The sequence below is a fragment of the Mesorhizobium sp. M1423 genome, assembly GCF_040317575.1.
Classification (GTDB): Bacteria; Pseudomonadota; Alphaproteobacteria; order Rhizobiales; family Rhizobiaceae; genus Mesorhizobium.
The window spans coordinates 135,074-149,769 of sequence record NZ_JAMYKU010000015.1 but is presented as its reverse complement, the minus strand read 5'-3'; the positions used below and the strand labels follow the sequence as shown (position 1 = coordinate 149,769).

Genomic DNA, 14,696 nt, shown 5'->3' with positions numbered 1-14,696 from the left:
AATCGCGTGAAATTCGTGCTCGGCATCGATGGCGGCGGCACCAGTTGCAGGGCGGCCCTTGCAACAGCCGATGGCATCGTCCTCGGCCGCGCCAAAAGCGGCGCCGCCAACATCCGAACCGACCTCACCGGCGCCAGGACGAACATCGTCGACGCGGCGCAGCAGGCCTTTGTCGCCGCGGGAAGAGATCCCGGACTGATCCCGCAAACTCCGGCCATTCTCGGCCTAGCCGGCGCCAATGTCGGCACCTACAGGCAGCAGCTCGAAGCGATCCTGCCGTTCCGCACCAGCCGTGTCGAGACCGACGCCGAGATCGCGCTGGAAGGTGCGGTCGGCTCCGGTGACGGCGCCATGGCCATCCTCGGCACCGGCACCGCCTATATGGCGCGCAAGAACAGCCGATCGCGCGCCATCGGCGGCTGGGGGTTCCAGGTCGGCGACCAGGGCAGCGGCGCCCGCATCGGCCGCGACCTGCTCGAGCAGACGCTGCTCGCCTATGACGGCATCCGCGAAGGATCGCCACTGACGCAGGCCATGCTCGCCATCTTCCGCAACAATCCCGAGGATGTGGTCGAATTCACCACCAACGCCAAGCCCGGCGATTTCGGCGGCTTCGCACCCAAGGTGTTCGAACATGCCGAAAAAGGCGACGTCGTCGCTATCTGGATCCTCGACAAGGCGGTCGCCGATGTCGAGGCAGCACTTGGCGTGCTCGACCTTGGTGGCGACGATCCGCTCTGCCTGCTCGGCGGCCTGGCGCCGCTTTACGCGCCGCGCCTGTCGGCGCGCTACCGGGCGCTGCTGAAACCGCCGCTCGACGACGCGCTGGGCGGCGCGGTTCAGATGGCGGTTCGGATTTTTGCGAACGCGGCGGAGGCAGCGCGATGAGCGACGCCGCCGATCAGATTTTCGCGGCGCTGAGACAATCGTCGCAAAGTGGCGCACCGCTCTATCTGCAGCTGAGGAAGAGCATCGAGGACGCGGTGAAACGCGGGCTGATCGGACCTGGCGATGCGCTGCCGTCCGAACGCGACATCGCCAGCAAGGCCGATATTTCGCGCGTCACCGTGCGCAAGGCGGTGCAGGATCTGGTCAAGGGCGGCATCCTCGTCCAGCGTCATGGTTCCGGCACCTTCGTTGCGCCGCGCATGGAGCGCGTCGAGCAGTCCCTGTCGATGCTGACCTCGTTTACCGAGGACATGGCACGGCGCGGCATGGCGGTGCGTTCGGCCTGGCTCGACCGCGGCCTCTATCCACCATCGCCCGACGAGATGATGGTGCTCGGCCTAGCGTCGAACGAATTGGTGGCGCGCGTCGCGCGCCTGCGCATTGCCAACGACACGCCGCTGGCGATCGAGCGCGCCTCACTATCGACAAGCGTGCTGCCCGATCCGGCGGCGATCGGTTCGTCGCTCTACGCGGCGCTGGAAAAGACCGGCAACAGGCCGGTGCGGGCGGTGCAGCGCATTTCCGCCACCAATCTCGGCGATGGCGACGCGCATCTGCTGGAAGTGCCGCCGGGCATTGCCGGCCTGCACATCGAGCGTATCTCCTATCTGGCGAGCGGCAAGGTGATCGAGTTCACCCGCTCCATCTACAGGGGCGACGCTTATGATTTCGTCGCCGAACTCCGGCTGAGCGGGCCGGGCGAAGAGGGCAGGCCATGACCGCAACAATGACCCATATGCGGCGCGAGATCGAGGAGATCCCGGAGGCCACCGCCCGCCTGCTCGACGGCTCGGCCGCCGTGCTGACGGAAGCCGGGCGCGGCATTCGCGAGCGCGACCCGAATTTCATCGTCACAGTGGCGCGCGGCTCGTCCGACCATGCCGCGACCTTCATGAAATATGCCGTGGAGCTGACCGCGGGCCTGGCGGTTGCATCGGTCGGCCCGTCGATCGCCTCGATCTATGGCGCAAAGCTCAAGCTGGGCGGCTCGGCCTGCCTGGCGATCTCGCAGTCGGGCAAGAGCCCGGACATCGTTGCGATGGCGCGAGCGGCGCGGGCCGGCGGTTCGCTGACCGTCGCCATCACCAACACCGCCGATTCGCCGCTCGCGCGGGCTTCGGACTACGCCATCGACATCCTTGCCGGACCGGAGCGCAGCGTCGCAGCGACGAAGACCTTCGTCAATTCGGCGGTCGCAGGGCTCGCTCTGATGGCGCATTGCACCGGCGACGACAAACTTCTGGCAGCACTTGCCCGCTTGCCGGAGCATTTTCGCAAGGCGATCGCTTGCGACTGGATGGCGCTGGCCGGGGCACTCGAGACGCCGAAATCGCTGTTCATCCTTGGCCGGGGCCCGTCGGCGGCGATCGCCAACGAGGCGGCGCTGAAATTCAAGGAAACCTGCGCCATGCATGCGGAAGCCTATAGTGCCGCCGAAGTCATGCACGGCCCGCTGGCGCTAGTCGGTCCCGGCTTCCCAGTGCTGGCGCTGGCTGCCCGCGATGCGTCCGAACCATCAGTCGCCGAGGCCGCCGACAGCCTGGCCGGCAAGGGCGCCGCTGTCTTTGTGACTTCGGACAAGGCAAAGAAGGCGCAGCCTCTGCCGCATGTCGCCACCGGTCATCCGCTGACCGACCCGCTGACACTGATCGTGTCGTTCTATGGTTTCGTCGAGGCTTTTGCCCGCCATCGCGGCCTCGACCCAGACACGCCGCCCAATCTGCGCAAGGTGACGGAAACGCTATGAGCGATCGCTTTGCGCTGACCGGCGCCCGGATATTCGATGGCGATGACTGGCACGACAATGCGGCGCTTGTCGTGCGCGACGGCCTCGTCGAGGCCATCGTTGCCGCCGGCGCCGTCCCATCCGGTGTTGCGCCTATCGAGACCGGCGGCGGTATGCTGGTTCCGGGTTTCGTGGATTTGCAGGTCAATGGCGGTGGCGGCGTCATGCTCAACGACCATCCCGACGTCCCCTCGATCGAGACCATCTGCCGGGCGCACGCGCCCTTCGGCACGACGGCGCTATTGCCGACGCTGATCACCGACACGTCCGAGATCACCGCCGCGGCGGTTGCCGCCGGAGCAGAGGCCGCACAACGGAAGGTGCCGGGCTTCCTGGGCCTGCATCTCGAAGGCCCGCATCTGTCGATCGCCCGCAAGGGCGCACATGACCCGGCCTTGATCCGGCCGATGCTAGATCCCGACCAGGCGATGCTGATCGCGACGCGGAAAAACCTGCCGGTGCTGCTGACGACGGTGGCGCCCGAATCCGTCGAGCCCGACCAGGTATCGGCGCTCAGCAATGCCGGCGTCATCGTCAGCATCGGCCATTCCGATACCGACTATGCCACGGCCCGCACCTTTTCCGAGGCCGGCGCAACGGTGGTCACCCATCTTTTCAACGCGATGAGCCAGATCGGCAATCGCGAGCCGGGGCTGGCGGGCGCGGCAATCGATACCGGCACATTCTATGCCGGCATCATCGCCGACGGTATCCATGTCGATCCGGCCACCATGGCCATCGCCTTGCGCGCCAAGCAGGGGCCGGGCAAGATCCTGCTCGTCACCGACGCCATGGCGACGATCGGCACCGACATGACCTCGTTCACGCTGAACGGTCGCACCATCCACCGCAAGGATGGCAGGCTGACACTTGCCGACGGCACGCTGGCGGGCGCGGATCTCGACATGATTTCCGCGGTGCGCTTCGTGCATCGCGTGGTCGGTCTCGACCTCGACGAAGCCTTGCGCATGGCCTCGCTCTATCCGGCGCAGGCGATCGGCCAGTCGCACCGGCTCGGGCGCTTCGCCAGGGGAACCGCCGCCAACATCGTTTCGTTGTCGGACGATCTGGACATGAAAAGCGTCTGGATCGACGGCGCCAGGGTTTTTGCAGCCAGCCCTGCTTGTTAGGGTTAGCCGGCTTTGGACGTATAGAGGTCTTTGTAGGCTTCGCGCAGCAGGTTCTTCTGCACCTTGCCCATCGTGTTGCGCGGCAGTTCGTCGACGAAGATCACCTGTTTCGGATGCTTGTACCTGGCGAGGTGCCCAGCGATGGCCTCGATGATCGCGGCGGCGCTGATCGTCGAGCCCGGCGCCCTCACCACGATCGCCGTGACACCCTCGCCGAAATCCGGATGGACAACGCCGATGACAGCGCTTTCGGCAACACCGGCAAGAGCGTCGATCTCGCTCTCCACTTCCTTCGGGTAGATATTGTAGCCGCCGGAAATGATCAGGTCCTTGCCGCGGCCGATGATGTGGACATAGCCGTCGGCATCGATCAGCCCGAGATCGCCGGTGATGAAGTAGCCGTCGTCGCGGAATTCCGCCCTGGTCTTTTCCGGCATGCGCCAGTAGCCGCAAAAGACGTTCGGGCCCTTGACCTCGATCATGCCGACCTCGCCCCGGGCAAGTGTTTCGCCGCCATCGGGATCGGAGATGCGCAGGCAGACGCCGGGCAAAGGGAAGCCGACCGTGCCGGCACGCCGCTCGCCCTCGTACGGGTTCGACGTGTTCATGTTGGTCTCGGTCATGCCGTAGCGCTCGAGGATGGCGTGGCCGGTGCGCTCGCGCCACGCTCTGTGCGTCTCGGCCAAAAGCGGTGCCGAGCCGGAAATGAACACCCGGATGTTTTTCGCCGCTTGCCGGTTCAAACCGTCCTGCTGCAGCAGGCGGACGTAGAAGGTCGGCACGCCCATCAGCGCGGTGGCGCGCGGCAGTAGCGAGACGATGCGGGTCGGGTCGAATTTGGTTTCGAACAGCATCGAGGCGCCGGCCATCAGGACGACATTGGTGGCGACGAAAAGGCCATGCGTGTGGAAAACCGGCAGCGCGTGAATCAGCACGTCTGCGGCAGTGAAGCGCCAGAGGTCGACCAGCACCCGCGCATTCGAGGCGAGGTTTTCGTGGCTGAGCATGGCGCCTTTCGAACGGCCGGTGGTGCCGGACGTGTACAGGATCGCAGCAAGGTCGTCCGGTTCGCGCGCCACATCGTGGAAGTCCACGGCCGCCTCAGAGGCGCGATCGGTCAACGACCCCTCGCCCTTGCTGCCGAGTGTCGCGACCACAGCGCCCGAGGCCGGCGCCAAGGAGCCGATCTCGCCCACTCGCGCCGGGTCGCAGACGACCAGTCGCGGCTCGGCATCCCTGAAGAAATAGTTGAGCTCGGTCAGCGTATAGGCGGTGTTGAGCGGCAGGAAGATCGCGCCGGCACGCAGACAGGCGAGATAGAGGAAAATGGCTTCGGGGCTCTTCTCGACCTGAACGGCGATGCGGTCGCCGGCTTCGACGCCCAGCTGCGACAGCGCATGTGCCAGTTGAGCGGAGCGCGCCAGCATTTCGCCATAGCTGATCGAGCGTCCATCCTCTGCCTCCATCAAAAGGCGTCCGGGCGCGGGCATCCGGGCACGGAAAGCATCGAACAGATGGTTGCTCATAAGTCCCCCCGAGCGGTTGTTTCCGGCCGGACGGCGGCGGTCAGCCGGCCTTGTCCGCCGCCGCCCTGATTGCCTCGATGTTTGCCCGGTAGGCCTCGACGCTGCCGCCCTTGAAGATGGCCGCGCCGGCGACCAGCACGCTGGCGCCGGCCGCGGTGACCAAGGGCGCAGTTTCAGGCGAAATGCCGCCGTCGATCTCGATCCGGATCGGCCGGTTGCCGATCAGCGCCTTCACCCGCTTCACCTTGTCGACGATCGTTGGAATGAAAGCCTGGCCGCCGAACCCCGGATTGACCGTCATGATCAGGACCAGATCAAGCCGGTCGAGCACGTATTCGATCATCGTTTCCGGTGTCGCCGGGTTGAGTGACACGCCGGCCTTCTTGCCAAGGTTTTTGATCGTCTGCAGCGAGCGGTCGAGATGTGGCCCGGCTTCGGCGTGCACCGTGATGCCGTCGCAGCCGGCCTCGGCGAAGGCGGCCAGATAGGGGTCGGCCGGCGCGATCATCAGATGGCAGTCGAAAAACGCCTCGGTGCGGTTGCGGATCGCCTTGATCACCGGTGGCCCAAACGTGATGTTCGGGACGAAATGCCCGTCCATGACGTCGAGGTGGATCCAGTCGGCGCCGGCGGCCGTCACCGCCTCGACCTCGTCGCCGAGCTTCGAGAAATCGGAAGCCAGCACCGATGGCGCGATCAGGGTTTTTTTGCTCATGATGCGGCCTTCCCGTACGCCCCGGTTTGCGGACCCTCTGTCTGTATCGACTGCCTAGACCATGAGTCCGGAAAGTGGAAGCCGGTTTGTCCTTCCGCCGATGCAGCGGCTTCAGGTTTGCGCTGCCTTCTCATCTGCCCGCTGAAGAAAAACCCCGCCGGATCGCTCCGGCGGGTATTGGGTGACGAGTACGGTCACTGTTTGAAGTTCTGGATTTCCCGCGCCGTATCCTATTGCTCCGGCTGCGGCTTGAGCCTTGGCACGACCTGCTGAGGAACATTCGGATTCAGCAGCAGGTTCGGCTCAAGCGTCGATTTCCTGCGGACCGGGACGCAGTCCGGATATCGTCCGACCGTTCCGATAGGGCAGCGCCGCTTGATGATCGGCTGGCACTGGCCATTGATCGGCCGCGCGCCCGGTGCGCATTCCAGCCGTGGTTTGCGGCAGGCGCCGTCGCGCAGCTCTGTCCCACGCGGACAGACGCAGGCGCCGCGCTTGTTGTGGATCTGGCCAGGTATCGGGCACTCCACCACAACCGGCTTCTTGCGCCTGCAGGCATTGCCCTGCAGTTCCGTGCCCCGGGGGCAGACGCAATCGCCGTTGGCGTCGTGGATCTGACCACGGATCGTGCACTGCTTGGGCTGCGGCCGAATTGGCCGGCAGGCATTGCCCCTGACTTCCGTACCCCTCGGGCAGATGCAATCGCCAGCGGCGTTATGGATCTGGCCCCGAATGGTGCACTGTTCGGGCTTTGGCTGGATTGGCCGGCAGGCATTGCCCCTGACTTCCGTACCTCTCGGGCAGACGCAATCGCCAGCGGCGTTGTGGCTCTGGCCACGAATGGTACACTCCTCGGGCTTTGGCTGGATTGGCCGGCAGACATTACCCCTGACTTCCGTGCCCCGCGGGCAGACGCACTCGCCGTTGGCGTTGTGGATCTGACCACGAATGGTGCATTGCTCGGGCTGCGGCTTGTTGCCCACGCAAGCGCCGTTCTCCAGCTCGGTCCCGCGCGGGCAGACGCAGCGTCCGTCCTCGGTACGGATCTGGCCTTTGAGGAGAACGCAAGGTTTTGGCTTCGGCACGATGACCGTGCCGCCGCCGGATGAGCATTGGCCGTTACGGAAGGTCGTGCCTGGCGGGCAGACGCAGTTGCCGGCGTCGTTCATGACAAAGCCTTGCGAGCATTCCTTCTTCACCTCATGCGTGATGATGAAGGGATGGCAGGCATAGGCCTTGCCGCGATCGCCCTGCACATTGGCGGCACCACGAGACAACACGTCGCCACCGCCTTGCACCGACGTGTTCGGAGACAGCACGCCGACGCAGTTCTGGCCGTTGACAGTGCCCTGCAGATTGGTCAGACGGCCATCGTCGGGAATGATCACGGTCACATTGTGCACATGGCTTTCCCCGGCGCCGAGCGTCAGTTGGGCGATGCAGGACAGAGGCAAGGTTGCCGGCTCCGGCGAGCAGCCGAAGGGCGGATCGATCGAGGTGATCGCAACGCCTTCCAGCCGGCCGAGGCCTTCGACGCCGATCGCATCGCCGATGCGAACCGGACCGGAGAAGGCGCTCGTCCCATCGTTCGTGATGGTGATCTCGAACGAGCAGGGCTGGCCGGGCTTGCACTCGGCGTCGCCGGTCTTCTCGACCCGGATGGTCGAGGCACCGCCGCCCTTGGCGCAGGCCTGGCCGATCGGATAGACGATATCGTCTCCCGGAGCCGGGCCGTAGGAGCCGCGTGCGCAGTTCTCGAATTCGCCGTTCGCAGCAACCGTCACGTCGAAATGGCGGCTGGTTCCAGGCGTCATAACGGCGCCGGGAATCTGGCACGACAGCGAATTGGCCGGAACCGGTCCGCAAGCCCATTCCGCACCGTCTGGGGTGACGGTCTGGATCTGGACCTGCGCTCCACCGGCTATCACCGTCGCGGCATCGTTGACCCGCACCGGACCGGTCGGGGCAGTGGCGCCGAGGCTGATGACGGTAATGCGGCAGGAAACGACCGCAGCACCGGCCAGCGAGCCATTGCACACCTTGGTGATGCGCATGGCCGGCTGCCCGCCATTCGGATGACGGATGCGTTCCTTGGCGCAGGCCCTGTTGTTGGTGATGTCGTTCTCACCGGGAATGGCCTTCACCTCGGCGCAGTTCTCGACGGTATCGGGCCGGAAGTTGGCCGGCATCACCGCCCTGACGAAGATCGGCGTCGAGGCGCCCGGCATAAGCGCGATGCCGGGATTGTCGCAGCGGAACTTGCCGGAACCGTTCGGTCCGCACGTCCATGGCGGCGTCGGGCCGAAGGTCGAGGATGCCGGCGCGCCGCCCGGATAGCTATCGACGACCGTCAGCGGCCCATTGTAGGGGACGCTGCCATTGTTGATGATGTCGATCACGAAGGTGCAGACGCCATCGGCCGAACAGAATTCGGTGCGGGCGCGCTTCTTCAGGATCAGGTCGACCTTCTTCTCCACCGGTGGCCGGCAGTCGCGGTCACGATCGCCACGGCGGCAGACCGGGATCGACGCACAGCCGCGGTCGTTTAGCTGGCTGCCGAAAAGCGGCTTGCCGCTGGCGCCGTAATTGTAGGTGGCGCAGTTGCGCAAAACGCTGCCTTGCCAGCCTGCGGCCGGCTTGAAGCCAAGTTTGAGGTCGACTGAGGCGCCCGGATTGAGCGTGGTCACCGGATGAGTGCAAATCATCGGGGTGATTCCAGGCGCGCAGACCCAAGGCGGGTTCGGCCCTGAATCGAGGATGGAGCCGGCCGGCAGGGTGACTTCGTCGAGCACGATCTTGCCGTGGTAGGGCGCATCGCCGACATTGGTGACCCTGATGGTGAAGTCGCAGCCGCCCGCCATCGTGCAACGTTGCACGTCGGCACGCTTTTCGACTTTCAGATCCGGTTCCTTGTCCTTCGGCGGGCACCTCTGGTCACGCGGGATGACGATGTCGATGGTCTGCGTGCAGCACAGACCCCAGCCCTCCTTCGGGCCGGCATAGGTTTCGATGCCGGTGACGATGAGGTGGATGACGTCGCCCGGTGAGGCGCCGACGATCTTCCAGTTGAGCACACCGCCGCCCGCCGGCACCAATTGGGTGTCGGGAATGATGGTGATGCCCGGTGTCGTCGTCGAAAGCTGTATCCACTTGCCGGCCATCTCTGGACCGACCGGCATATGGTAGATGAAGGCGCCGCCGCCGGGCACGCAATCGACCGTGCCTCGCTCCACCTTGAAGCATTCACGATTGCCAGGAGGTGGAGGCGGTGGGTTGCACTCGGTGACGTCGATCTTGATCGACGTCTTTGCACCCGTGAGATAGTTGCCGTCGTCCGGCTTGCCCGGGTCCTGCGACGGAATTTCGACGCCAGCACCGCGGTCGCCGCGGCTCACCTTGATCAGCCCCTGGTTATCGACGATTGCCGGCGACGGAAACGCCGCATGGTCGATCTTGGCGGTGATCTGGAAGGTGATGGCGCGCTCGTTCGCAGCGCCGATGCCGTCGAGGTCGCTGGCGGAAATCCGGAAATCGGACACCGTCGCCGTATCGTCCGGGCCAGCCGAACTGCTGATCGCAGCGCCGGGCAGCGGTCCGCCGGATGCGTCGGTGCCGTCGCCGGTCACATGCACGCCGACAATCCGCAGGCCGTGCGGGAGTTGGTCCCTGAAGTCGAGCCTGACCTTTTTCAGCATGGCCGCGAGGCCCGGGCCGGCAAAACCCTGCGGATTGCCGCGCAAGCCAAAGCTCAGCGAGTATACGACATAGTCGCAGCCTCTCTGGCCGCCTTTCTTGGTGAAGAAGGGCACGATCCGGCCCGGCTCCGGGTTGACGATGCGAGGATTGTCGAAATCGAGCTTGGGATCTGGAATGACAGTGCCTGCATCGGCAGGCTTGGCCTTGGCCGGAGCAAGGTCTTCAGCGAAGCCTTGCAGCGGGCTCAGCATGGCGACCGCGATACCGGCCGCCATCAGCCAGCGCGCGCCGCGCCTGGCGAGTGACAGGGGTTTCATGATGGTCTCCATGACGAATGATTGTTTGCCGGTTGATTGGCTGCTCGTCGCAAGCGGGGACTGTGCAAGATTGCTCATCTTCCCCTTCTCACGGTTCGCAGCTGACGGCTGGGGTTCTGAGCGGCAAGGTCATCTTGCAGCAAGGGTAGTAGCCACCCTTGTCGCGGTCGGACTGCCTGTAGAAGCAGAGCCCGACATCGACCCTGTCGCCAGGATAATGGCCGGTGATACCGATCGTGAATGGCGCGCCGGGCGCATGCGACAGGGGCGAAGTCACCCCGACGCCAGGCGTCCTGGACAGAGCCTTGATCGAATCGCCGCCGAAGCCGGTATGGTCATGAAGATAGAGATCGGCCTCGAGGCCGGAGGGCGTGCAGAAATACTCGACATCCTCGACATCAAGGCAAGGAGGCAGATTGCCGGGGGGCGGGAAGTCCGGCGGATAGAACGGTGGCAGATAGCCGCCCGGCACCTGCTCGTAATAGCCGGCACGGCCTTCGCAGGGGCGCCAGACCTCGACGTCACCGACATGGCCTTCCACTTCCGGGTCTTCGAAATAAGTGTCGAAATCGACGAACCACGAGCCGAAAGGCGGCACGTTGGCCGGCCTGACCAGCGCCGTCGGCGTGATCTGCACGCCGTGCACGGCAAGCGGCCCCCCGGCTGCGAGCTGTTCGGCGAGCGCCGGGTTGTCGCGCAACTTGTCGCCGGTATCGAACAGCGTGTCGGTGCAGATGCCGGTATCGAGATTGCCTTCGGAATCGTAGCCATATTGCAGGTCGAGGCCGCCGGCCGACTGCCGGTTGTCTTGCGGGAAGCCGACCGCATATTCCTGCGGCACTTCCACCCAGACCGATTCCGTTGCCGGATCGTCCGGATTTTCGCGCCAGTAGCGGATGACCTCACCCTTGCCGGAATCGGCGAACTGGCTGTAGTCGTAGCGGTTTTCCACCGGGCCGCGCTGAGCCAGATACATGAAGCCCTTGTTGTCAAAGGCGATGTCGGTGACCGCGTAATCCTTGTCGGCCTTGACGGTCAGCTCCCAGCGCGGGTCGCCGAAGCTGCCGTCGCCGGCAATGCCCACCGACCAGATCTCCGCCTTTTCCCCGACCGAGTAATAGAGCCGGCCGCCACGATAGGCGACCGACCAGACGCGGCGCTCGTCCTGTGTGTAGCCCCAGCTATCGGGGTCCTCGCTGTCGAAGGCAGCACCCTGGATGTCCATCACCGAGCCGTCGTCGGCGACTGGGGGCAGCCCGTGCGCCGGGCGGCCGGCGACGCCGTGGTCGAACGTGTCGACTAGCGCGCCATTGGCGTCGATGCGGTGGATAAGGCCGGTGTCGAGATCGCTGGCGAAGAACTGGCGGTGGATATTGTCGAAAGTGACGTCGCCGATGCCGGGACCGCTATTGGCGTCGATATCGGCGAATTTCGAGACGGCGCCGGTGATGCCATCGATCTTCCAGATCGTTCCGGGGCCGCCGCCGTTTTCGGTGCCGAACTGGCCGTCCATGAAGACCGCGTCAGCCGTGCCGCGGCGCTGCCGCTCCGGCCGGCCGTCGGCGTCGCCGTCTGGTGTGACGATGCGGATGCCGTGCAGCGAGGTGGCGCCGGCATAGAGGTTTGGAATGGCCGAGGGAACGCCGTCGCGCACGCCGTCGTCATAAGTGATGCCGAACACCTGGCCGATTTGCTCGGCCGTGACCTCGAAGGGTGGCGGGGTGAAGACCAATTGGCCAGACGCCGGCCCGCCCAGCCTTGAAACGTCGAAGACGCGCAAGGTTGCGCGCGCCGTGTCGATGAAGGTCTCGTCGACCGGATCGACGCCCGGCGGCAGGCCTTCCTCGAAATTGGGGATGATGGTGCCAGAGAATCCGGTCACTGCCATCGAGCCGGGATAGATGATCTGGGTTTCCTGGGCCTGTGCCGAGCCGCCGAGCCAGAGCCCAGCGGCGAGTGCCAAGGCCGATAATCCGCTGGCAGCCTGGATTGCGCGGCGCAAATGGCCGGCACGAGAGCGCACGGACGCGCCATGGTCGCAAGACATGGATCTCCCCCCACAGGTCATGGGAGAAACATCCGGTCTCGGCGCGCAAATCAGGGCAAGGCGCGGCGTTCCGGCACGTTCATCCCTGATCGAATTGTCTGCTTTCCTCACCGTCATGATACGCCGGCGTCCGCGCAGGGTCAACGGAACCAGCGGAAAGCCCAGCGCATCGACCCGGTCCCGAAGGCGACTGTCGCGCTGAGTTCCTGCTGTTCCCGGAGACCATCGAGCCTCTGGATCTGTGGTCATGGGGCTTTCCTTTCCGGGGCCGCACCACGCGGCACCTGAGCGTCAGTCGCGAGGTGAGGCGGAAAGGTTCATGGACCGGGGCCGGGCCGGCTGGATCACGGCCGGAAAATACGGGCCTGCCGGTCCCGAATCCGATCAACCGCGATGAATGGTGAACGCCTTGCGCAGAATGCTTGCGCGCCACGCAGCCTGTTCTTATATACGCGCCAAGCCGTCCAGCGCCGAATGCCGGTTGCCGGAGCGGAATTTCTTGTGAACAGGGGCTTTCGTCGGAACGCCTGTACGGGTCCTGAGAGCCTGCTTAGCGGAGAGATTAGAGAAATGGCAAAAGTAATCGGTATCGATCTGGGAACAACCAACTCCTGTGTCGCCATCATGGACGGCAAGGAATCCAAGGTCATCGAGAATGCGGAAGGCGCGCGCACGACCCCTTCGATCGTCGCCATCAACAGCGACGGCGAGCGCCTCGTCGGCCAGCCGGCCAAGCGCCAGGCGGTCACCAATCCTGAAAACACCATTTTCGCGGTCAAGCGCCTGATCGGCCGCCGCTATGACGATCCGGTGACGGAGAAGGACAAGAAGCTTGTCCCCTACAAGATCGTCAAGGGCGACAATGGCGATGCCTGGGTCGAGGCCGGCGGCAAGAACCAGTCGCCCAGCCAGATCTCGGCGATGATCCTGCAGAAGATGAAGGAAACGGCGGAAGCCTATCTCGGCGAAAAGGTCGAGAAGGCGGTCATTACCGTTCCGGCCTATTTCAACGACGCCCAGCGCCAAGCCACCAAGGATGCAGGCAAGATCGCCGGCCTGGAAGTGCTGCGCATCATCAACGAGCCGACGGCGGCAGCACTTGCCTATGGCTTGGACAAGAAGGAAGGCAAGACGATTGCCGTCTATGACCTTGGCGGCGGCACGTTCGACATTTCGGTGCTCGAAATCGGCGACGGCGTGTTCGAAGTGAAGTCGACCAATGGCGACACCTTCCTCGGCGGCGAGGATTTCGACATGCGTTTGGTCGAATATCTGGCGGCCGAGTTCAAGAAGGAACAGGGTATCGACCTGCGGAACGACAAGCTCGCCCTGCAGCGCCTCAAGGAAGCGGCTGAAAAGGCCAAGATCGAGCTGTCGTCCACCACGCAGACCGAGATCAACCTGCCCTTCATCACCGCCGATGCCAGCGGCCCCAAGCACCTGACGCTAAAGCTGACGCGTGCGAAGTTCGAGAGCCTTGTCGAAGATCTCGTCCAGCGCACCATCGAGCCCTGCAAGGCGGCGCTCAAGGATGCCGGCCTCAAGGCCGCTGAGATCGACGAGGTCGTTCTGGTCGGCGGCATGACCCGTATGCCCAAGATACAGGAGATCGTGAAGCAGTTCTTCGGCAAGGAACCGCACAAGGGCGTCAACCCGGATGAGGTCGTCGCACTTGGCGCTGCCATCCAGGCCGGCGTGCTGCAGGGCGACGTCAAGGACGTGCTGTTGCTCGACGTGACGCCGCTGTCGCTCGGCATCGAGACGCTGGGCGGCGTATTCACGCGGCTGATCGAGCGCAACACGACGATTCCGACGAAGAAGAGCCAGGTGTTCTCGACGGCTGAGGATTCGCAGTCGGCGGTGACCATCCGCGTCTTCCAGGGTGAGCGTGAAATGGCCGCCGACAACAAGGCGCTCGGCCAGTTCGACCTGGTCGGCATCCCGCCTGCGCCGCGTGGCGTGCCGCAGATCGAGGTCACGTTCGACATCGACGCGAACGGCATCGTCAACGTTTCGGCCAAGGACAAGGGCACCGGCAAGGAGCACCAGATCCGCATCCAGGCGTCTGGCGGCCTTTCGGACGCTGACATCGAGAAGATGGTCAAGGATGCCGAGGCCAATGCCGAAGTCGACAAGAAACGTCGCGCACTGGTCGAGGCCCGCAACCAGGCCGAGGCTCTGGTGCATTCCTCGGAGAAGTCGCTGAAGGACTATGGCGATAAGGTCTCGGAGACCGACCGCACGGCGATTGCCGATGCGATCGCGGCGTTGAAGACCGCTGCCGAAGGCGATGATGTGACCGAGATCGAGGCCAAGACGCAGACGCTCGCCGAAGTCTCGATGAAGCTCGGCCAGGCGATGTACGAGGCTTCGCAGAAGGAAGCCGCCGAGGCCGACGCCAAGGCTGATGCCGCCAAGGACAGCGATGTGGTCGATGCCGATTTCGAGGAAATCGACGAAGACGACGAGAAGAAGAAGTCGGCCTGAACCGCCTGACGGTACAGGTAAGCAAAAAGCCCGGCGCACAGCCG

At 64.6% G+C, this 14,696-nt stretch carries 9 protein-coding genes; 5 read left to right on the top strand and 4 right to left on the bottom strand.

All coding sequences use genetic code 11. The features are described from left to right. The first annotated feature begins 6 nt into the window (after window positions 1-6). From NKG95_RS19840 to nagA, 4 genes are read left to right on the top strand one after another with little or no spacing between them, the layout of a single operon-like run. Entirely contained in the window at window positions 7-888 is an 882-nt protein-coding gene (locus NKG95_RS19840; RefSeq protein WP_353042075.1) for a glucosamine kinase nucleotide-binding domain-containing protein, read from the top strand. Further along, window positions 885-1,667, top strand: a complete 783-nt coding sequence (locus NKG95_RS19835; RefSeq protein ID WP_023718918.1) for a GntR family transcriptional regulator — start codon at window positions 885-887, stop codon at window positions 1,665-1,667. Before NKG95_RS19840 ends, NKG95_RS19835 begins: the two co-directional genes overlap by 4 nt. After that, window positions 1,664-2,695: an SIS domain-containing protein gene (locus tag NKG95_RS19830; protein WP_352789046.1), complete on the top strand. Its 1,032-nt coding sequence runs from the start codon at window positions 1,664-1,666 to the stop codon at window positions 2,693-2,695. The genes NKG95_RS19835 and NKG95_RS19830 overlap by 4 nt, the downstream gene beginning before the upstream one ends. After that, window positions 2,692-3,864: an N-acetylglucosamine-6-phosphate deacetylase gene (nagA, locus tag NKG95_RS19825; protein ID WP_023718916.1), complete on the top strand. Its 1,173-nt coding sequence runs from the start codon at window positions 2,692-2,694 to the stop codon at window positions 3,862-3,864. The genes NKG95_RS19830 and nagA overlap by 4 nt, the downstream gene beginning before the upstream one ends. A gap of 2 nt (window positions 3,865-3,866) precedes the next feature. Here nagA and NKG95_RS19820 read toward each other — a convergent pair whose 3' ends face one another. The 4 genes from NKG95_RS19820 to NKG95_RS19805 all read right to left on the bottom strand — a co-directional run bounded on the left by NKG95_RS19820 (window position 3,867) and on the right by NKG95_RS19805 (window position 12,414). Continuing rightward, a complete protein-coding gene (locus NKG95_RS19820; RefSeq protein ID WP_353042073.1) occupies window positions 3,867-5,390 on the bottom strand; it encodes a malonate--CoA ligase in 1,524 nt (507 codons plus the stop codon). A gap of 40 nt (window positions 5,391-5,430) precedes the next feature. Further along, complete coding sequence (rpe, locus tag NKG95_RS19815; RefSeq protein WP_352495464.1) at window positions 5,431-6,105, bottom strand: ribulose-phosphate 3-epimerase; 675 nt, start codon at window positions 6,103-6,105, stop codon at window positions 5,431-5,433. 230 nt (window positions 6,106-6,335) lie between these two features. Next, complete coding sequence (locus NKG95_RS19810) at window positions 6,336-10,196, bottom strand: DUF7929 domain-containing protein (RefSeq protein ID WP_353042071.1); 3,861 nt, start codon at window positions 10,194-10,196, stop codon at window positions 6,336-6,338. Between the two features lie 10 nt (window positions 10,197-10,206). Beyond that, complete coding sequence (locus NKG95_RS19805; protein ID WP_502913970.1) at window positions 10,207-12,414, bottom strand: hypothetical protein; 2,208 nt, start codon at window positions 12,412-12,414, stop codon at window positions 10,207-10,209. Between the two features lie 321 nt (window positions 12,415-12,735). On the opposite strand from NKG95_RS19805, the gene dnaK reads away from it, so the two are divergent. Next, window positions 12,736-14,652: a molecular chaperone DnaK gene (gene dnaK / locus NKG95_RS19800; protein ID WP_023718912.1), complete on the top strand. Its 1,917-nt coding sequence runs from the start codon at window positions 12,736-12,738 to the stop codon at window positions 14,650-14,652. Window positions 14,653-14,696 lie beyond the last annotated feature (44 nt).

What these genes read in the sequence shown, in the direction of transcription:
- NKG95_RS19835 (WP_023718918.1), top strand. Translation starts at nt 885, where the DNA reads ATGAGCGACGCCGCCGATCAGATTTTCGCGGCGCTGAGACAATCGTCG.
- nagA (WP_023718916.1), top strand. Translation starts at nt 2,692, where the DNA reads ATGAGCGATCGCTTTGCGCTGACCGGCGCCCGGATATTCGATGGCGAT.
- NKG95_RS19830 (WP_352789046.1), top strand. Translation starts at nt 1,664, where the DNA reads ATGACCGCAACAATGACCCATATGCGGCGCGAGATCGAGGAGATCCCG.
- NKG95_RS19810 (WP_353042071.1), bottom strand. Translation starts at nt 10,196, where the DNA reads ATGAGCAATCTTGCACAGTCCCCGCTTGCGACGAGCAGCCAATCAACC.
- dnaK (WP_023718912.1), top strand. Translation starts at nt 12,736, where the DNA reads ATGGCAAAAGTAATCGGTATCGATCTGGGAACAACCAACTCCTGTGTC.
- rpe (WP_352495464.1), bottom strand. Translation starts at nt 6,105, where the DNA reads ATGAGCAAAAAAACCCTGATCGCGCCATCGGTGCTGGCTTCCGATTTC.
- NKG95_RS19805 (WP_502913970.1), bottom strand. Translation starts at nt 12,414, where the DNA reads ATGACCACAGATCCAGAGGCTCGATGGTCTCCGGGAACAGCAGGAACT.
- NKG95_RS19820 (WP_353042073.1), bottom strand. Translation starts at nt 5,390, where the DNA reads ATGAGCAACCATCTGTTCGATGCTTTCCGTGCCCGGATGCCCGCGCCC.